The organism is Streptomyces sp. NBC_00996 (assembly GCF_045162675.1).
GTDB lineage: Bacteria > Actinomycetota > Actinomycetes > Streptomycetales > Streptomycetaceae > Streptomyces.
This window is the reverse complement of the sequence record NZ_CP108723.1, coordinates 2,645,304-2,664,514: the sequence shown is the minus strand read 5'-3', so window position 1 is coordinate 2,664,514 and position 19,211 is coordinate 2,645,304. Positions and strand designations below refer to the sequence as shown.

Here is a 19,211-nt window from a genome sequence, read left to right as displayed (position 1 = left end):
CGATGACGGCCGAGCTGGTTCGGGGGCAGAACCATCCGCTCCCCCAGGTCCGTCTTGAGGTCCGTGTTTCGGCCGGCAAGCCGATCGTGGCCGGGGCCACGCTCAGCGACGAGCAGGGCAGGGTCCGCGGTGTGGAGTGGGTGGCCCACCCGGGCGCGCCCACACTGCCCGGACTCGAGGTGTCCAAGCAGGTGGCGGCCGACCACCGCCTCGCGTTCGACCTGGACGCCCTGCCGGAGACCGTGCACCGGGTCAGTGTGCTGCTCGCACTGCCGTCCGGGGTCGGCGGCCCGGTCCGGTTCGGCGCCGTCGCCGCCCCCTTCGTCGCGGTCACCGGCCTCGACGGCTCCGAGGTCGCCAGCTACACCATCACCGGCCTGGACCCCGAGTCGGCCGTCGTCGCCCTGGAGCTCTACCGCAGGCAGGGCGCCTGGAAGGTCCGGGCGGTCGGTCAGGGATACGCCGGCGGCCTCGCCGAACTCCTCACCGACCAGGGCCTGTCGGAGGCCCAGCAGCTCGCGGGCAGTATCAACGAGGCGGTGGCCCAGGGCCTCGCCCGCTCGGTCGCGGCACCGCCGCCGCGTACGCCCGACGGTGACCGCTCACGACAGGCGGCCGCCTCGGCGCCCGGACCGGACCAGCCGTACACCGGGCCCCAGGGCGCCGGCGGGAACGTACCGCAGGCTCCGCTGTCTTCTTCGTCCCCGTACGACACACCAGGTCCGCAAGGCACCACGGCGCCGCAGGGAAGCCACGCCTCGGACCCCTCCGCGGTCACTCGGCCCGCCGCGCCCACGGCAGGCGGCCCGATCAACTACAGCCATCCCGGTCGGCAGACCGCGGCCCCGCCACCGCCCCCGCCGACCGCGCCACCGGCCCCGCCCGGGCAGCCCGCGCAGCCCGTCGCGGGCGATGCGACCGGCTGGTCCATGGAGGAGCGGCTCTACAACCAGGTGTGGGGCATGTTCGAGGACCTGGCCCGCACCACCGCCGCGTATCGCAGTGCCGTCGACTTCGCCGACTCACGCATGGAGCAGGAGCTCGACAAGGTCCTGTCCGACCCGCGCAGCAGGATCGGCGGACAGGGCGACGCCGCGCGCGAGGCGGCCCAGGCCAAGCGCGCCCAGCTGGCCGACCAGGCCCGGGCGGCCCTCGACCGTGACCTCGCACAGCTCACCGGCGAGGCCGAGGTCGTCGAGCCCGCGCTGCCCGCGGCGTACGCGCGCTGGGACAACCCGGTCTGGCACGGCTACCGGGTACCGATGGAGATCCCCATGGCGCTGCGCCTCGGCGACCTCCATCTGCCCGAGAGCGAGGGCCTGAGCATCCCGATGCTGGTCCGGCTGCCGCTGGAGCGCGGCCTGTGGATAGACAGCGGCCGCACCGGCCTGGACGACTCGCTCGTCGACTCCGACGAACTGCGCCGCCTCGCCATGGACACGGCGGTGGCGCACGCCGCGCGGCTGCTCGCCGTGTATCCCGCCGGCGAGTTCACGGTGCACGTCATCGACCCGGCCGGTTCGGGTGCCTCGTCCCTCACGCCACTGGTGCAGTCCGGGGTGCTCGACGGCCCGCCCGCCGTTGGTGCCGCGGGAGTGGCCGACGTCCTGGCTCGGCTCACCCAGCGCGTCGACCTGGTGCAGATGGCGATGCGTGGCGGAGCGGCCGACTCGCTGCCGCCGGGCTTCGACACCGCCGAGCAATTGCTGATCGTCAGCGACTTCCCGCACGGCTTCGACGAACGCGCCGTGACCCAGCTGCGCTATGTCGCGGACGAGGGCCCGGCCGTCGGTGTCCATCTCATGATGGTGGCCGACCGGGAGGACGCCGCTGCCTACGGGCCGCTGCTCGACCCGCTCTGGCGCTCGCTGCTGCGCCTCACGCCGGTGCCTGACGACCACCTCGCCGATCCGTGGATCGGGCACGCCTGGACATACGAGCCCGCGCTCGTTCCACCGGGCAGCCAGGTGCTCCAGCAGGTGCTCGCACAGGTGGCTGCGGCCCGCCGTCCCTGGAACCGCTGACCCGTCAGCGGTCGCCCGATGGGCTCGTGTCAAGCATCGGTAAAAGCCTCTGGCCAGCGGATTTGATCTGCCTTTTACCAAATCCTTTACCTTTCCTTGGTGATTCGGGTACTGTTCTCCGTACGGAGGGGAGTACTCCCTACCTGCTGCGGCGTACCCGTCAATACGGATCTGGCCAGATCCCGGGGCGTCGGCCCGTGAACGTCACGGGTGGAAGAGACCTCCGGTAGCGACGACGCTGAAATCTGCCGTTACGTACTGCCGGAGGCGCAGTGGATGTTTCCGTGACCCTGTGGATCCTGACGATCGTGGGCCTTGCCGCCCTCATCGCGGTCGACTTCTTCATCGGCCGCAAGCCGCACGACGTATCCATCAAGGAAGCCGGAATCTGGACCATCGTCTGGATCGTCCTGGCCGGTCTGTTCGGACTCGGGCTGCTCATCTTCTCCGGCGGTGAGCCTGCCGGAGAGTTCTTCGCCGGCTTCATCACCGAGAAGTCGCTGAGCGTCGACAACCTCTTCGTCTTCGTCCTGATCATGGCGAAGTTCGCGGTGCCCTCGAAGTACCAGCAGCGAGTGCTCCTTGTCGGCGTGCTGATAGCCCTCGTCCTGCGCGCGATGTTCATCGCCGCGGGTGCCGCGATCATCGCGAGCTTCGCGTGGGTCTTCTACATCTTCGGCGCGTTCCTCATCTACACCGCCTGGAAGCTGATCCAGGAAGCCCGGGCCGAGGAGGAGGACGAGGAGTTCGAGGAGAACCGGCTGCTCAAGGCCGCCGAGCGCCGCTTCGGCGTGGCCGACCGGTACCACGGCACCAAGCTGTGGATCCAGCAGAACGGCAAGCGCGTCATGACGCCGATGCTGGTCGTGATGCTGGCGATCGGCACCACCGACGTGCTCTTCGCGCTCGACTCGATCCCCGCGATCTTCGGATTGACCCAGGACCCGTACATCGTGTTCACGGCCAACGCGTTCGCGCTGATGGGTCTGCGACAGCTGTACTTCCTCATCGGCGGCCTGCTCAGGAAGCTGGTGCACCTCAGCTACGGCCTGTCGGTCATCCTCGGCTTCATCGGCGTCAAGCTCGTGCTGCACGCGCTGCACGAGTCGGGGGTCCATGCCCCGGAGATCTCCATCCCGGTCTCGCTCGGCGTGATCTGCGCGGTCCTGGTGGTCACCACGATCACCAGCCTGATCGCCTCCAGGAGGCAGGCGGCGCTCGACGAGGCCAAGAGCGCTCCGAAGGACAGCATCGACGTCTGACCGCGTCGGACGTAGGAACAACCATCCCCGGGAGCGGTGCGCGGCCAATTGCCGACCACCGCTCCCGGTGCTTGCTTGGGTGCTGTGCGTTCCCCTGCTCGGGGGCGCCCCGGCCGGGTGGAGGTATCCATGAAGTTCGTGCAGATCGTCGACTTCGAGACCGAGCGCATCGATGAGATGCAGAAGCTGGCCGAGGAGGCCGACAAGCGTATGGCCGGCCGCAGCGGCGGCCCCACGCACCGCCTCGTCCTGCAGGACCGCAACCAGCCCAACCGCTACCTCGTGGTGATCGAGTTCGATTCGTACGAGGACGCCATGCGCAACAGCAACGACCCCGAGACAACCAAGATGGCGGAGCACATGGCCGCGCTGTGTACTCGGCCACCGTCCTTCACCGACTGCGACGTACGCGAGATGACCGAGCTGAAGTAGCGAGCCGGTTCCCCAACGGGTTTCTTCAGCGCTGTCTTGGAGCGGGCCTCGCGCCACCGGAGTGCGGGGCCCGCGTACGCCTGCGACGATCGCCGCATGATCGCTAGGCTCCGGTCACTCGTGACGCGGTGGACGGCCGTCATGCCCGAGGTCGCAGTGGTGCTGCTGGCCTGCACCTGGGGCCGCGAGCTGCCCGGGGCGGTCGTCGCGCTGGTGACGCTGGTCCTCGCCGGGGCCGTGCTGGCCGCCGTCCACCATGCCGAGGTGGTCGCGCACCGGGTCGGCGAACCCTTCGGGTCACTCGTGCTCGCCGTCGCCGTCACGATCATCGAGGTCGCGCTGATCGTCACCCTGATGGTGGACGGCGGCGCCAAGAGCTCGACGCTGGCCCGCGACACGGTGTTCGCAGCCGTGATGATCACGTGCAACGGCATCGTCGGACTGTGTCTGCTCGTCGCCTCGCTGCGCCACGGGCTCGCCGTCTTCAACGCGGAAGGCACCGGTGCCGCCCTCGCGACCGTCGCGACGCTCGCCACGCTCAGTCTGGCCTTCCCGACGTTCACCACCAGCAAGCCGGGCCCGGAGTTCTCCGCGGCCCAGCTCACCTTCGCCGCGCTCGCCTCGCTGGTCCTGTACGGCCTCTTCGTGACGACGCAGACCGTGCGCCACCGTGACTACTTCCTGCCCATCACCCGGCAGGGCGAGGTGATCGCTGCGGACGACCACGCCAACGCACCGTCCGCCCGCGACGCCGGGATCAGCCTGGGGCTGCTCGGCCTCGCTCTCATCGGCGTGGTCGGGCTCGCCAAGGGCGTGTCGCCCACCATCGAGTACGGCGTCGAGGCGGCCGGCATGCCGCACTCCGTGGTCGGTGTGATCATCGCGCTGCTCGTGTTGCTCCCCGAGACCCTCGCCGCCCTGCGGTCGGCCCGCCGCGACCGCGTGCAGACCAGCCTGAACCTTGCTCTCGGCTCCGCGATGGCCAGCATCGGACTGACGATCCCCGCCGTTGCCCTGGCGTCCGTCTGGCTCTCCGGGCCGCTTGTCCTCGGCCTCGGCGCCACCCAGATGGTGCTGCTCGCGCTGACCGTGGTGGTGAGCTCTCTGACGGTGGTTCCGGGGCGCGCGACCCCGCTCCAGGGAGGCGTCCATCTGGTGGTCTTCGCGGCTTATCTGGAGCTGGCGGTCACCCCCGTGACGCGGTCACGCACGAACTCCTCTACGGCGTGGTCCGTCAATCCGCGGCCTGGACGACCGCCAGCCGCGCCACGGGCCGGGTCTCCGGCAGCAGGGCGAAGCACCCCAGGCTGAGCAGTGCGATCCCGGTCAGATACGCGGCCACGCCCCACGGGACGCGCTCTCCGCTCGCCAGCGCCGTCGCCACGATCGGTGTGAGCGCGCCCCCGAGGACCCCGCCCAGGTTGTAGCCCACCGCCGCGCCGGTGCAGCGCACCCGGGGTTCGTACAACTCCGGCAGATACGCGGCGATGACGGCGAACATCGTGATGAACGCGATCAGCGCCCCCAGGAAGCCGAGGAACATCAGCAGAGGCTCGCCGGTGGACAGCAGCCCGATCATCGGGAACATCCACAGCGCGGTACCCGCGCAGCCCGCCAGGCAGAGTGGCCGCCGCCCGTAGCGGTCGCCGAGCAGGGCGATCAGGGGCGTCAGGGAGCCCTTCACCACCACGGCGGACATGATGCAGGTCAGCATGACGGTGCGGCTCACACCGAGCCGTTCGACACCGTAGGCGAGCGCCCAGGTCGTCACCGCGTAGAACACGGCGTATCCGACCGCGAGCCCGCCGGCGGTCAACAGCACGAGCCGCCAGTGGTCGCGCACCACCTCGGCGAGCGGCACGCGCGCGTGGTCCCGCATCTCCAGGAACCGCGGGCTCTCCGCGAGCGAGCCGCGCAGCCACAGCCCCGCCGCCGCGAGCACTCCCGCCGCCCAGAACGGCACGCGCCATCCCCACGCAGCGAACTGCGCGTCGGTCAGCGTCGCCGACAGCACCAGCATCACGCCGTTGGCCAGCACGAACCCCAGCGAAGGCCCGATCTGCGGGAAGCTCGACCACAGCCCTCGCCGCTCGGCGGGCGCGTGCTCGGCGGTCAGCAGCACCGCCCCGCCCCATTCACCGCCAAGTCCGAGCCCCTGCAGAAAACGCAGCACAAGAAGGAGCACGGGAGCGGCGATACCGATGCTGTCGTACGTCGGTACGCAGCCGACGGCGACGGTCGCCGCGCCGGTCAGCAGCAGCGAGGCGACCAGGACGGGGCGCCGCCCGCGCCGGTCCCCGATGTGCCCGAACAGCACCGAGCCGAGAGGGCGTGCGACAAACCCGACGCCGAACGTCGCGAAGGCCGCCAACGTCCCCGCCAGTGGTGAGAACGTCGGGAAGAACAGTGGCCCGAGGACCAGTGCGGCCGCTGTCCCGTAGACGAAGAAGTCGTAGAACTCGATGGCCGTCCCGGCGAGCGAGGCGGCCGCGAGCCGCAGCATGGAAGGCGCCCTTACGGTGCGTACGTCGTGCATGCCGCGTCAACTACCCACGGTGACCAACAGTTACGGGGGCGCGTGGTGGTGAGGTCCGCTTCAGTACGTGACGGTAATGCGCCGTGCAGGGCCGTCGACGCGGATGGCGCCTCCGTAGGGGATGACGCTTTGGGGATCGGTGTGTCCGAGGTCCACGTCGAAGACGACCATCATGTCCGGGGCATATATGTCGACGGCCCGGAGGACCGCCTCATGCTGCTCTCGCACATAACGGGCCCTGGCCTCCGCGTCGTTGGGCTGCTGGAACGACCACGCCTTCGGGCGGCCCATCACAAGCACCGGGAAGCGTTGCAGCAGGCCACGCTCTCCCATGCTGCGCAGGATCCAGAAGACGTCGTCGGCCTTGGGCATGTCCTCCGAGGTCTCCAGGAACAGCACATGGCCGTCGTACACGGAAGGATCACGGGCGATCTCACGGTCGGCCATCAGCAGCCAGGACAGGATCTCGATGTTGCCGCCCCAGGACGGGGCCTCGACGACGCGGTCGGGACGGTGCCAGGTCCAGCCGGCGCCCGGTTCCGTCGGGGGCTCGGAGTCGAAGGTCGCCGGGTCGTCCCAGGGGCCGTTGACGTCCCCGAAGCGGACGGCGGGGCGCAGTTCGTACGGCCCGGACGTGAACAACGCGGCCCGCAGCGACTCGGCGGTCAGCGGATCCATGGCGCCGGGGCGGCCGAACTCGCACATCACCGTTCCACCGTGGTAGCCGACGATTCCGGCGTTCCACAGATATGCGAGGAGGTTCGTGTTGTCGCTGTAACCGAAGAACGGCTTCGGGTTCGCGCGGATCAACTCCCGGTCCAGCAGCGGCAGCACCGTGATCTGGTCGGAGCCGCCGATCGACGCGATGACGGCCTTGATCGTCGGATCGGCGAACGCCGCGTGGAGGTCGTCCGCCCGCTCCTGCGGTGTCGAGCCCATCTTCCGGGTCGTCGGGTACTCGACCGGTTCGAGGCCGTACTCCTTGCGCAGTCGCTCCAGGCCCAGCTCGTACGGGAGCGGGAGGAGTCCCGGCAGCCCACCGGACGGCGAGACCACGGCTATCCGGTCGCCGGGCGCGGGCTTGGGAGGGTAGGTGGGCGTCGTCATGACGGGAGGGTACGGGCCGTCACTTGTCCTGTGCACCGTGATAAACCGGGTCTGAGCAGCGGTCCTCAACGGACCGGCAGACCTGAAGGACCGGAGGAACCGTGCCCCGCACCCTCGCCAACGCCCCGATCATGATCCTCAACGGGCCCAATCTGAACCTCCTCGGCCAGCGCCAGCCGGAGATCTACGGCTCGGACACGCTCGCGGACGTGGAGGCGCTGTGCGCCAAGGCGGCGGCCGCGCACGGCGGCACGGTGGACTTCCGGCAGTCCAACCACGAGGGCGAACTGGTGGAGTGGATCCACGAAGCGCGCCTGAACCACGCGGGAATCGTCATCAACCCGGCCGCCTATTCGCACACTTCCGTCGCGATCCTGGATGCGCTCAACACCTGTGACGGCCTTCCTGTGGTTGAGGTCCACATCTCCAACATCCACCAGCGGGAGGAGTTCCGGCACCACTCGTACGTCTCGCTCCGAGCCGACGGCGTCATCGCGGGCTGCGGTGTGCAGGGGTACGCGTTCGCGGTGGAGCGGGTCGCGACCCTGGCGGGAACGGGGCAGGCGGACGCCTGACGGGAGCCGCCGCGGCGCTGGGCGGAGATACCCGAGGGCAGCGAGCTGCTGGTGGGCTGATCGGCCTCGCCGTGCGGCGTGCGATCAGAGTCGTCCCGCCTCCACGATCCGTCGCAGGAACCGCTGAGTGCGCTCCATTCGGGGGTCACCGAAGACCTCCTCGGCCGTTTTGCGCTCAAGGACCACACCGCCGTCCAGGAAGCAGACCTGGTCCGCGACCTCGCGGGCGAAGCCCATCTCGTGCGTGGCGAGGACCATGGTCAGGCCCTCGTCCTTCAAGTCCCTGACGACGTTCAGGACTTCGCCCACGAGTTCTGGGTCGAGGGCGGCGGTGATCTCGTCGAGGAGGAGCAGCCGGGGGCGTACGGCCAAGGCGCGGACGATGGCGGCCCGCTGCTGCTGGCCGCCGCTCAGCCGGTCCGGGTACTCGTTCGCCTTGGCGCCGAGCCCGAGCCGTTCCAGCAGCTCACGCGCGTGCGCCTCCGCCTCCGCGCGGTTCACGCCGTGCACGCGACGCGGTGCAGGGTGATGTTCTCCAGGACGGTCATGTGCGGAAAGAGGTTGTACGCCTGGAACACCACGCCGATCCGGCGGCGCACCGCGTCCTGGTCGGCCCGGGGGTCGGTGATCTCCTCGGCGTCCAGCCAGATCGCGCCGTCGTCTATCTCTTCGAGGAGGTTCGCGCAGCGCAGCAGGGTCGATTTGCCGGAGCCGGAGGCGCCGATGAGCGCGGTCACCGTGTGCGGGGCGACGTCCAGGTCGATGTCCCGCAGCACGACCGATTCACCGAAGGCCTTACGGACGGACTCCATCCGCAGCACCGGAGCGTCGGTCATATGGTCCCTCCCTGCGCCCGCTGACGGTCCATCCGGGCCGTGACCCAGTCCGTCGGGTCATCGGGATGGTCAGGGCGACGAAGACCAGGCCCGCGACGATGTACGGCGTGTAGTTGAGGCTGCGGCCCACGATGATGTCGGCGGCACGCACCGCGTCGACCGCGCCGCCGATCGAGACCAGTCCGGTGTCCTTCTGGAGGGACACCAGATCGTTGAGGAGCGGCGGCACCTGGCGGCGTACGGCCTGGGGGAGGACGACGTAGCGCAGGGCCTGCCGGTTGGTGAGGCCCAGCGAGCGGGCCGCGGCGCGCTGCGAAGGGTGGATGGACTCGATGCCGGCGCGGAACACCTCGGCGACATACGCCGAGTACGTCAGCGTCAGCGCCGTCCCGCCGAGCAGGACCGGGTGCTCGACAGGAAGGTCTGCCGGGGCCGCCGGCCGAGGGCGGGGATCGAAGGCCGGCGGCCCGTTGCCGCGCAGGAGCCGTCATCCTGCGCGGGGCTGCCTCCAGTGGACTGCACCAGTGCCTCCGCCGGGAGCGCACGCGTGACACCGGCGCGTGCGCTCGGTTCACACGGGGCGCGCGCTTCACTCATCGCGTGGGGCGCGCGCACCTGAATGCGCGGGACGCGGCGCGGTGGCGAGGAACATGCGGGGGCGCGGTCGGGAGGTGTGAGGGGGTGCCGAAGCATGAGTCATGCACGGCGCTCGCGTATGGCAAGGCGTGACGCGTCCCCAATGAGCGAGGTGCTGGGGTTGGGGGCTCAACGAGCGAGGCGCTGGGGTGGGTGCTCAATGAGCGAGACAAGGGGTGCGTGCTCAATGAGCGAAGCGTGGGGCGTGTGCTCAAGGAGCACGCGCCCCGGCCCGGGTTCACCAACCTCGCGCGTGCCACTCCGGCAGATGCGGTCGCTCCGCGCCCAGCGTCGTGTCATTGCCATGCCCGGGGTAGACCCAGGTCTCGTCCGGCAGCGCGTCGAAGATCTTGGTCTCGACGTCGTGGATGAGGCTGGCGAACGCCTTCGGGTCCTTGCGTGTGTTGCCCACACCGCCCGGGAAGAGGCAGTCCCCGGTGAACACATGCGGATGCCCGTGCGGGTCGTCGTAGACGAGGGCGATCGAGCCCGGCGTGTGTCCCACCAGGTGGCGCGCGGTGAGTTCCACGCGCCCCACCCGGATCGTGTCGCCATCGTCCATGGGGACGTCGGTCGGCACCGGAATGCCGTCGGCGTCGTCCCGGCCCGCGTAGGTGCGCGCGCCGGTGGCCGCCACGACCTCCGCGAGCGCCTGCCAGTGGTCGCCGTGCTGATGGGTGGTCACGACGGACGCGATGCCGTCGTCACCGATCAGCGTGAGCAGCGTCGAGGCGTCGTTCGCCGCGTCGATCAGAAGCTGCTCGTCGGTGGCCCGGCAGCGCAGCAGATAGGCGTTGTTGTCCATAGGGCCCACGGCGACCTTGGAGATCATCAGGTCCTGCAGCTCATGCACATCGGCAGGGCCGCCGACCTTCACCGCTCCGCTGTACGTCATGACGGCAGCCTATAGCGGGGGGAGGGTGGGAAGCAGGCCACCGTCGACCGTCAGATCGGCCCCGTCGCGGCGTCCCGCGAGCCAGCCCAGGAGCGCGGGCGCCGGCCCGGTCACGGTGACCTCCGGGGCGCCCTCCGTGTCACGTCCCGTGTGCCACGCGCGCGAGCTGTCCGTGATCCGTGTGGGCGGCACATCGGGATGCCCGGCGAAGCGGTCGGCCAGGAACTCGATCTCCCGCTCCACGAACTCCTCCGGAAGATCTTCGAGCTCGTACCCGATCCCCAGATCCACGTGGTGCAGCTCCACCTCGACCCACCGCCGGAACGGCACCCGGGAAGCCGAGTCCGTGACCCCGTTGCGCAGCTCCACCGTGCGCGACCAGTCCGCGGGGGCGGCCGCCGCCTCCTGGAAGCGGGCCGCGCTCTCGCGGCCGTCCGCGAGCTGCGCGACCAGCGGGCGCGGCGCGTCCCGCTCGATGTCGGTGTCCCGGGCGTCGCCGGAGACGTACATGGGGCGCCCTTCGAGGACGTTCACGAGAGCGTCCGCGTTGCGGGCGAGGTGGGCGAGGACGTGGCCGCGGCTCCAGCCGGGAAGCCGTGACGGCTCGGCCAGTGATGCGTTGTCCAGTTTGGCGGCTGCGGTGAGCAGCCGTTCGGTCGCGTCACGTACAGACGCCAGGTCGCGCACATGATCAATCATGAGGCCGACCCTAGCCCCGGCCACACGTTCGGGTGAAGGTGGTCGACCACCCCCGCAAATCGAATACCCGTGCTATAAGCTCGGGCGCGGCGTCGGGCATGCTGGATGGCCCGGGATTGTTGTGAACCAGGGAAAGCACCCGGCGCTGTCAGTGGCTCCCCCTAGTCTGAAATGGACGGGGGCCCCGCCCCTGTCACTTCTCTCAAGAAAGGTGCGGACCGGCGTGGCCGACCGTCTCATCGTTCGTGGAGCGCGCGAGCACAATCTCAAGAATGTCTCGCTCGACCTCCCGCGCGACTCGCTCATCGTCTTCACGGGCCTGTCGGGGTCGGGCAAGTCCTCGCTGGCCTTCGACACGATCTTCGCCGAGGGGCAGCGGCGCTACGTGGAGTCGCTCTCCTCGTACGCCCGGCAGTTCCTCGGTCAGATGGACAAGCCGGATGTGGACTTCATCGAGGGCCTCTCCCCGGCGGTCTCCATCGACCAGAAGTCGACCTCGCGCAACCCGCGCTCGACGGTCGGCACCATCACCGAGGTCTACGACTATCTCCGCCTGCTCTTCGCGCGCATCGGCAAGCCGCACTGTCCCGAGTGCGGGCGCCCCATCACGCGCCAATCGCCGCAGGCCATCGTCGACAAGGTCCTGGAGCTGCCGGAGGGGAGCCGCTTCCAGGTCCTGTCGCCGCTGGTGCGCGAGCGCAAGGGAGAGTTCGTCGACCTCTTCGCCGATCTCCAGACCAAGGGGTTCAGCCGGGCCAGGGTCGACGGCGAGACGATCCAGCTCACCGAGCCGCCCACGCTGAAGAAGCAGGAGAAGCACACCATCGAGGTGGTCGTCGACCGCCTCACGGTGAAGGACTCCGCCAAGCGCCGCCTGACCGACTCCGTGGAGACCGCCCTCGGCCTCTCCGGCGGGATGGTCGTGCTCGACTTCGTCGACCTCCCCGAGGACGACCCCGAGCGCGAGCGCATGTACTCGGAGCACCTCTACTGCCCGTACGACGACCTGTCCTTCGAAGAGCTGGAGCCCCGCTCCTTCTCCTTCAACTCGCCCTTCGGCGCCTGCCCCGAGTGCACCGGCATCGGTACGCGCATGGAGGTCGACCCCGAGCTGATCATCCCGGACCAGGAGAAGTCCCTCGACGAGGGCGCCATCCACCCCTGGTCGCACGGACACACCAAGGACTACTTCGACCGCCAGATCGGCGCCCTCGCGGACGCACTCGGCTTCCGGACGGACATCCCCTTCGCGGGCCTGCCGCAGCGCGCCAAGAAGGCCCTGCTCTACGGCCACAAGACACAGATCCAGATCCGCTACCGCAACCGGTACGGCCGCGAGCGCGTGTACATGGCGTCCTTCGAGGGTGCAGTGAACTTCGTCAAGCGCCGGCACAGCGACGCCGAGAGCGACGCGAGCCGCGAGCGCTTCGAGGGTTACATGCGAGAGGTGCCGTGCCCCACCTGCGAGGGCACGCGTCTGAAGCCACTCGTCCTCGCGGTCACCGTCATGGAGAAGTCGATCGCCGAGGTCTCCGCGATGTCCATCAGCGACTGCGCGGACTTCCTGGGCGAGCTGAAGCTCAACGCCCGCGACAAGAAGATCGCCGAGCGCGTCCTGAAGGAGGTCAACGAACGGCTGCGCTTCCTGGTCGACGTCGGCCTCGACTACCTGTCGCTGAACCGCGCGGCCGGCACCCTCTCCGGTGGTGAGGCCCAGCGCATCCGTCTGGCCACTCAGATCGGCTCCGGGCTGGTGGGCGTCCTGTACGTCCTCGACGAGCCCTCCATCGGCCTGCACCAGCGTGACAACCACCGGCTGATCGAGACCCTGGTCCGGCTGCGCGACATGGGCAACACGCTCATCGTCGTCGAGCACGACGAGGACACCATCAAGGTCGCCGACTGGGTCGTCGACATCGGCCCCGGCGCGGGTGAGCACGGCGGCAAGGTCGTGCACAGCGGCCCCTTGAAGGAGCTGCTCACCAACGCCGAGTCGATGACCGGCCAGTACCTGTCGCGCAAGAAGGAGATCGCGACCCCGGACATCCGCCGCCCCGCCGACCCGAGCCGCCGGCTCACGGTGCACGGCGCCCGGGAGAACAACCTCCAGGACATCGACGTGTCCTTCCCGCTCGGCGTCCTCACGGCCGTCACCGGCGTCTCGGGCTCCGGAAAGTCGACGCTGGTCAACGACATCCTGTACACGCACCTGGCCCGCGAGCTGAACGGAGCGAGGAACGTTCCCGGGCGACACACGCGCGTGGAGGGCGACGACCTCGTCGACAAGGTCGTGCACGTCGATCAGTCGCCCATCGGCCGTACGCCCCGGTCGAACCCGGCGACGTACACCGGAGTCTTCGATCACGTCCGCAAGCTGTTCGCGGAGACGACCGAGGCGAAGGTGCGGGGCTACCTGCCCGGCCGCTTCTCCTTCAACGTCAAGGGCGGCCGCTGCGAGAACTGCTCCGGTGACGGCACCATCAAGATCGAGATGAACTTCCTGCCGGACGTGTACGTCCCCTGCGAGGTCTGCCACGGGGCGCGCTACAACCGGGAGACCCTGGAGGTCCACTACAAGGGCAAGTCCATCTCCGAGGTCCTCGACATGCCGATCGAGGAGGCCCTCGGCTTCTTCGAGGCCGTCCCGGCGATCGCCCGCCACCTGAGGACGCTCAACGACGTCGGCCTGGGCTACGTCCGGCTCGGCCAGTCCGCGCCGACGCTGTCCGGCGGTGAGGCGCAGCGCGTCAAGCTCGCGAGCGAGCTCCAGAAGCGTTCCACGGGCCGCACGGTGTACGTGCTCGACGAGCCGACCACCGGTCTGCACTTCGAGGACATCAGCAAGCTCATCACGGTGCTGTCCGGCCTGGTCGACAAGGGCAACACGGTCATCGTCATCGAGCACAACCTCGATGTCATCAAGACCGCGGACTGGGTCGTCGACATGGGTCCCGAGGGCGGCAACGGCGGCGGTCTCGTGATCGCCGAGGGCACTCCCGAGCAGGTCGCCGGCGTTCCGACCAGCCACACCGGCAAGTTCCTGCGTGAGATCCTCGGCGCCGACCGGATCAGCGACGCGGCCCCCGTGAAGGCCGAGCGCAAGACCGCCGCCAAGAAGGTGGCGGCGGCCGGGGCGACGGCGAAGAAGACGACCACGAAGGTCGTCAACAACACGGCCACCAAAAAGGCGGCCACCAAGAAGGCGACCCCCGCGAAGAAGACCACGCGGGCTCGCAAGGCCTGACTCGAACCGGCCCTCAGGGCCTGAATCGGACGGCCGCACGGGGGCCGACAAGTCCGAGGAAATACGGCGCCCCACGGGTACTCCCCGTGGGGCGCCGTGTGTTGCACAGTCAGCCGTCCTGTTTCTGCGGCTCGGCGAACTGCGTTGTCCAGCTGCTCCTCCTGACAACATCACCGAGGAACCCGGTTCCGAAGTCCGGAACCGACCTCATCTCGCACCTGGAGGCCGACCCACTGCGCCTTTCGTACGAGACGTTCGCCCTGCCGGACGACGGCCATCGAGTGGTCGTACACCTCCCCGCGGACGAAGCCACGGCGAGCGCGCTCGACCGGCTCGATGAGCGGCAGCCCGGGGCGCTCGGAGGGCGGTTGAACGTCCCGCTACAGGTCGCCGAGTTCGGAGGCGTAGGGCGGTTCGGCTCCCGCGCGTGAGCAGGTGATCGCCGCCGCGCGGGCCGCGAAACGCAGCAGCTGGGTCCAGCCGTCGGCGCCGAGGGCTGCCATGGCCGCGGGTGACAGAGCGTCCCGCGCGGCCAGGCCGTGCAGCAGCGCCGCGTTCACCGTGTCGCCGGCGCCGATGGTGTCCACGACGTCGACCGGTTCGCCGGGTACGGAGTGGACCGACCCGTCGCGGGTGAACGCCGTCAGGCCGTCACCGCCCTGGGTGATCACCACGGCCGCGGGGCCGGACGCCAGCCACTCGCGCGGGGTGCCTCCGAGCCACAGGGCGTCCTCCTGCGAGAGCTTGAGGAGCGAGACCGATGGGAGCCAGCTCTTGAAGCGGGCCCGGTAGGCGTCCGCGTCGGGGATCAGCCCGGCCCGGATGTTCGGGTCGAGCGCGGTGAACACGCCGCGCGCGGCGGCGGTCCGCATCAGCTCCTCGTACGCGCTCGCGCCCGGCTCCAGGACGAGGGAGCAGGTGCCGAAGGACACCGCCCTCGTGGCGTCGGGGAGTTGGTCCGGTGCCGAGAAGAGACGGTCCGCCGTGCCCTCGACGTAGAAGGAGTACGCGGCCGAGCCGTCCGTGCCGATCGAGGCGACCGCGAGGGTCGTCGGCTCCGTTCCGCGCTGTACGGACGACACGTCGACGTTCGCCTCGCCGAGACCGCCGAGGAGCGCCTCGCCGAACGCGTCGTACGAGACCCGGGAGCAGAAGGCCGTGGGAGAGCCGAGGCGGCCGAGCGCCACGGCCGTGTTGTAGGGGCCGCCGCCCAGGCGCGGCAGCAGTCCGACGAGGGCGCCCGCGCCCTGCGGTACCAGATCGATCAGGGCCTCACCGGCGACGACGATCACGACTCGGGTCCTTTCCTGTGGCTCTCGGGACTCTTGGAGCTCTCGGGGCAGCCGCATGAGGTGCGGTGGACGAAGGTGGAGGGCAGCCGGACGGTACGGCCCGGACGGCCGGGCGACGTGATGCGTTCCAGGAGCAGTCGGACGGCCTGGGCCCCGATCTCCTTGCTGGGCTGGGCGATCGCGGTCAGCCGGGGTGTGAACAGGTCCGCCCAGGAGAAGTCGTCGAAGCAGCACAGCGCCAGGTCGTCGGGCACGGACAGGTTCCGTTCGCGCACGGTCCGCAGCGCGCCGATGGTCATGGCGTTGTTGGCGGTGACGAGCGCGGTGGGCGGCATCGCGAGGGACAGCAGGGCGTGGGTGGCCTCCTCGGCAGCGCCGGCCTGGGAGTTGCCGGGCGCGACGAGCCGCTCGTCGTACGGGAGTCCGGCGTACGCGAGGCCGTGACGGTAGCCGGTGATCCGCTCGGTCGTGGTGCTGAGCCCGGGCAGACCCGCGACCAGTCCGACGCGTTGGTGGCCCAGTTCGGCGAGGTGGGTGACCAGTCTCGTCATGGGCTCGGTGTTCTCGGTGCAGACCTGGTCGAATCGGAGGGGGCCCTCGGCGGGGGAGTCGACGAGTCGGTCCAGAAAGACGGTGGGCACGTCGTGCTGCCCGAGGTAGCCGAGGAGCTCGGCCGGAGCGGCGGAGGGCGCGATGATCATGCCGTCGACGCGTCGCTCGTGCAGCAGCTGAACGACCTTCCGCTCATGCTGCGAATCGTCGTGCGGATCGGCGATCAGCAGGCTGTAACCGTGCTTCAGGGCGCCGGCCTCGACGCCCTGAAGGATCTCCGTGAAGTACGGGTTGCTGATCGCCGACACCGCGAGCCCGATGGACCGCGTGCGTGCGGTGACCAGCGAACGGGCCAGGGTGTTGGGCGTGTAGCCGAGCTCGTCGATGGCATCGAGGACGGCCTGGCGCGTCTGGGGCAGCACCGGGCGCGTGTCGTTGAGCACGTGCGAGACGGTCGCGGTGGACACGCCTGCCCGCTGGGCCACGTCGACCATTGTTGCCATGGCGCTGCCTCCCCTGGGACCCGCTTGTTAGCAGGGGAACGTATCCCATCCGGCGGCTGACGTAAACGCTTACGTCAACGCTTGCGGAAGCGTTGACGTCCGCGCTCGCGCAAGCGATTGCGTAAGCGTCTACGTGCGCGCCGTGGAGTCGGCTCCCCCGCCACGAGCGGAATGGTTCATGCCGGTATCGTCGGTGTGCACCGCCCTCTACCCGTGTCGGTGTCCACCGCCCCCCGACCAGTGGAGATGCCATGCCGTCAGCGAGCCGTCGTACCGTCCTGCGGGGAGCGGCGCTCACCCCGGTCGCCGGGCTTGCCCTCACCGCGTGCTCCGGTGGTGGTGACGACGGCAGGGCACCCGCGACGCCGACCGCGCCGGTCGAGCTGGGTGCGGAGAGCGAGATCGCCAAGGGCGGTGCCAAGCTGTATCGGGATCGGAATGTCGTGGTCAGCCGCGCCGAGAACGGCGAGCTCAAGGCGTTCAGCTCGATCTGCACGCACGCAGGGTGCGCCATCAACAAACTTCAGGGCACGACGCTCGTCTGCCCCTGCCACGGCAGTGAGTTCGACGCCGCGACGGGCAAGGTGCTGCAGGCGCCGGCCACCGTGCCGCTGCACGAGCTGTCCGTGGAGGCGAAGGACGGGAAGATAGTCGCGGGCCCGGGCGCCTGAAGAGGCCTGCGCGACATCGACCCTGGGTCGGTCACTCCCAGTCCCACCCGATCCCCAGGATCCCCGACCGCACGCGCGGCTCGACCAGATGCACCGAGCGGTGGCGACCGCTCAGCGTGAGTTCCTGGCGGCCGCTGCGCGGAGCCGCCGCCGAGTGCTGGGTGAACCGGTGGCAGCGCACGGGCAGCGCCTCCTCGGCGAACGCAACTTGGAGGGCGTACTGCCCGCCCGCGAAGCTGAAGCCGCGGACGTACTCGCTGGACGCACCGGCCGTACCGTCGTCGAAGCCGTAGCGGAACAGGAACGTGTCACCGGCGCGCAGGCGTGTGTCGAAGAGCAGCTCGGCCACGAGCACTCCGGTGTCGTGATGCCAGCGCACGCGCCCCGTACGGCAGTTCTCCAGGGCGCGTACCGCCATCCGCTCCGGAGCGCATCCCGGGTCTCCGTGGTGGATGGCCACATAGCGGTCCACTCCGTTCCTGTGGGCGCGGACTATGTGGTGCGACTCGCGGCCCAGCAACTCGCGGTGTGCTCCGATCCGTACGCGTTCGTGGTGACCGAGGGTGTGCAGCCCGCCGTCGAGAGGTGACTCCAGTTCGGCCAGGAGCCGCTCCAGGACGCCGGAGGCCTCGACGAGGGAGCGGTACGACCGACCCGCGGGGCGTTCCGGACCGGAGTGCTCGTCCGCCTTGGCGAGCAGCCGGATCAGTGACTCGTCGGGGAGCTGGAGGATCTCCTCCAGGGCGCGGACGGCCCGTAGCGACTCGGGGCGCTGTGGGCGCCGGGCGCCCTGCTGCCAGTAACTCAGGCTCGTCACCCCGACCTTGACCCCGTACCGCGACAGATGGTGCTGTACGCGCTGCAGCGGCAGTCCGCGGGCGGCGATCGCGGCGCGCAGCGCGACATGGAAGGGGCCGCCCCGCAGAGCCGTCTCCAGCTCCGCCGTGGCGACGTCCGCGTGCTGTGTGCCGTGCCGCATGCAGGGGGCCTTTCTGTGAATGTTCACTACGGCTGGTCAGGCCGTTCGTGCGAGTGGTCGGGGCGGCCAGGTCGGCGCGCGCGGCCCGTTCACACGCGTCTGCCGCCGTTCACGCCCCGAGTTCCCCCGCATTGAAGCGTGTTGACCAAGCCCCGACAACACCTGATGCTCAACATGCTTCACCGCAGTGTCCGGACGCGCTCCTCCACTCCTGGAACCCCACTCGGGAGGACCGTGATGCGCCACAGAAGACCGCCAACGACTCCTTCTCCTGCACCCACTCTCGCTGTACCGGATCGGGGCGCGCGCGATGGCTCGACGCAGCCGCGGCACCAGCGCCGTCGTCGCGGGCTGCTCCGCCGCCCTGCTGCTGGGCATGGCCGCTGCCTCCCCCCGGGCCGACGCCGGTCCCTCACCGACGTCCCCGGCCGCCGTACAGCGCGCCGCCGCCGCGCCGGCGACGCCTGGTACGTCCAGCGCCACGCTCGCGTGCTGCCCCTCGACGCGGACGCCCGGCAGGCGATCGGCTCCCGTGGCACGGCGCTCCCCGCCCATCGCGCGCGTGCACAAGGCGTACGCGGACCGGCTCCCCGGCTCCGCCTACGCGCGGTCCGGCGAGGTGGGCGGATACGGCTCCGAGTCCCCTGGGACCGGGCGCCCGGGCGCACCGGAGGGCCCCGGCCCCGCCGTCGTCATCGCCTCGGCGATCGCCGGCGTCGGGGCCCTTGTCGCCCTCGCCCTGAGCGCCTCCCGCGCCCTGCGCCGATGCCGCCGCTGACTCCGCCTGCGTGGAGGCGGGAGGAGTCGCCCCCGGCTCCGCCCGGCCGTCGAAGCGGCGACTGGCCGCGTCGGCCAGGGTTTGCCCGTTGAGGAGCGGCGTCCGGTGCGTGCTCTGGGGGTCCCCCCGGCCGAAGGCTGGGGGAGTGCCGGCCGGAAGTCCTCGTACTGGATGTACTTGGGCTTTCGGC

General features: G+C 70.0%; 15 protein-coding genes and 3 pseudogenes. 9 read left to right on the top strand and 9 right to left on the bottom strand.

The features are described 5' to 3' along the window. Positions 1-2 precede the first annotated feature (2 nt). From OG390_RS12675 to OG390_RS12660, 4 genes and pseudogenes are all read left to right on the top strand, one after another. A complete protein-coding gene (locus tag OG390_RS12675) occupies positions 3-2,024 on the top strand; it encodes a TerD family protein (protein WP_406167527.1) in 2,022 nt (673 codons plus the stop codon). Between the two features lie 272 nt (positions 2,025-2,296). Continuing rightward, positions 2,297-3,286: a TerC/Alx family metal homeostasis membrane protein gene (locus tag OG390_RS12670; protein ID WP_406167525.1), complete on the top strand. Its 990-nt coding sequence runs from the start codon at positions 2,297-2,299 to the stop codon at positions 3,284-3,286. A 129-nt stretch (positions 3,287-3,415) separates the two neighbouring features. Continuing rightward, positions 3,416-3,718, top strand: a complete 303-nt coding sequence (locus OG390_RS12665; RefSeq protein ID WP_406167523.1) for a hypothetical protein — start codon at positions 3,416-3,418, stop codon at positions 3,716-3,718. 96 nt (positions 3,719-3,814) lie between these two features. Then, positions 3,815-4,912: pseudogene (locus OG390_RS12660) on the top strand (calcium:proton antiporter); the annotation flags it as partial. Between the two features lie 40 nt (positions 4,913-4,952). Here OG390_RS12660 and OG390_RS12655 read toward each other — a convergent pair. Continuing rightward, positions 4,953-6,254 (bottom strand): MFS transporter, encoded by a 1,302-nt coding sequence (locus tag OG390_RS12655; protein WP_406167521.1) that lies wholly within the window; start codon positions 6,252-6,254, stop codon positions 4,953-4,955. A 60-nt stretch (positions 6,255-6,314) separates the two neighbouring features. Next, positions 6,315-7,361: a S66 peptidase family protein gene (locus OG390_RS12650; RefSeq protein WP_406167520.1), complete on the bottom strand. Its 1,047-nt coding sequence runs from the start codon at positions 7,359-7,361 to the stop codon at positions 6,315-6,317. Positions 7,362-7,462: 101 nt separating this feature from the next. Between OG390_RS12650 and aroQ the strand changes: the two genes are divergently transcribed. After that, positions 7,463-7,936: a type II 3-dehydroquinate dehydratase gene (gene aroQ, locus OG390_RS12645; RefSeq protein WP_369257708.1), complete on the top strand. Its 474-nt coding sequence runs from the start codon at positions 7,463-7,465 to the stop codon at positions 7,934-7,936. 84 nt (positions 7,937-8,020) lie between these two features. On the opposite strand, the pseudogene OG390_RS12640 reads toward aroQ, so the two are convergent. From OG390_RS12640 to OG390_RS12625, 4 genes and pseudogenes are all read right to left on the bottom strand, one after another. Further along, a pseudogene (locus tag OG390_RS12640) lies at positions 8,021-8,772 on the bottom strand (amino acid ABC transporter ATP-binding protein). Then, positions 8,769-9,178 (bottom strand): annotated as a pseudogene (locus OG390_RS12635) (ABC transporter permease subunit); the annotation flags it as partial. The pseudogenes OG390_RS12640 and OG390_RS12635, both read right to left, overlap by 4 nt. Before the next feature lie 468 nt (positions 9,179-9,646). Then, entirely contained in the window at positions 9,647-10,303 is a 657-nt protein-coding gene (locus OG390_RS12630; RefSeq protein ID WP_406167518.1) for an MBL fold metallo-hydrolase, read from the bottom strand. 9 nt (positions 10,304-10,312) lie between these two features. Further along, the gene (locus OG390_RS12625; RefSeq protein ID WP_406167516.1) at positions 10,313-11,002 is read right to left on the bottom strand and encodes a maleylpyruvate isomerase family mycothiol-dependent enzyme; all 690 of its coding nucleotides are present in this window, start codon (positions 11,000-11,002) and stop codon (positions 10,313-10,315) included. A 223-nt stretch (positions 11,003-11,225) separates the two neighbouring features. Here OG390_RS12625 and uvrA point away from each other — a divergent pair, with 223 nt between their 5' ends. Both uvrA and OG390_RS12615 read left to right on the top strand, forming a co-directional pair. Further along, positions 11,226-14,246: an excinuclease ABC subunit UvrA gene (gene uvrA / locus OG390_RS12620; RefSeq protein ID WP_406167514.1), complete on the top strand. Its 3,021-nt coding sequence runs from the start codon at positions 11,226-11,228 to the stop codon at positions 14,244-14,246. Between the two features lie 98 nt (positions 14,247-14,344). Further along, positions 14,345-14,677, top strand: coding sequence for a hypothetical protein (locus OG390_RS12615; RefSeq protein WP_406167512.1), 333 nt, complete (start codon positions 14,345-14,347; stop codon positions 14,675-14,677). Here OG390_RS12615 and OG390_RS12610 read toward each other — a convergent pair. Together OG390_RS12610 and OG390_RS12605 are read right to left on the bottom strand one after the other, a co-directional pair. Next, positions 14,627-15,538: a carbohydrate kinase gene (locus OG390_RS12610; RefSeq protein ID WP_406167510.1), complete on the bottom strand. Its 912-nt coding sequence runs from the start codon at positions 15,536-15,538 to the stop codon at positions 14,627-14,629. The genes OG390_RS12615 and OG390_RS12610 overlap by 51 nt on opposite strands. Then, on the bottom strand, positions 15,535-16,593 hold the full coding sequence (locus OG390_RS12605; RefSeq protein ID WP_406167508.1) for a LacI family DNA-binding transcriptional regulator: 1,059 nt from the start codon (positions 16,591-16,593) through the stop codon (positions 15,535-15,537). The genes OG390_RS12610 and OG390_RS12605 overlap by 4 nt, the downstream gene beginning before the upstream one ends. A 251-nt stretch (positions 16,594-16,844) precedes the next feature. On the opposite strand from OG390_RS12605, the gene OG390_RS12600 reads away from it, so the two are divergent. Continuing rightward, the gene (locus tag OG390_RS12600) at positions 16,845-17,264 is read left to right on the top strand and encodes a Rieske 2Fe-2S domain-containing protein (protein ID WP_406167506.1); all 420 of its coding nucleotides are present in this window, start codon (positions 16,845-16,847) and stop codon (positions 17,262-17,264) included. Between the two features lie 31 nt (positions 17,265-17,295). Here the strand turns inward: OG390_RS12600 and OG390_RS12595 are convergent, their stop codons facing one another. Further along, on the bottom strand, positions 17,296-18,243 hold the full coding sequence (locus tag OG390_RS12595; RefSeq protein ID WP_406167504.1) for a hypothetical protein: 948 nt from the start codon (positions 18,241-18,243) through the stop codon (positions 17,296-17,298). 310 nt (positions 18,244-18,553) lie between these two features. Between OG390_RS12595 and OG390_RS12590 the strand changes: the two genes are divergently transcribed. Then, positions 18,554-19,021, top strand: coding sequence for a hypothetical protein (locus OG390_RS12590; RefSeq protein ID WP_406167503.1), 468 nt, complete (start codon positions 18,554-18,556; stop codon positions 19,019-19,021). Positions 19,022-19,211 lie beyond the last annotated feature (190 nt).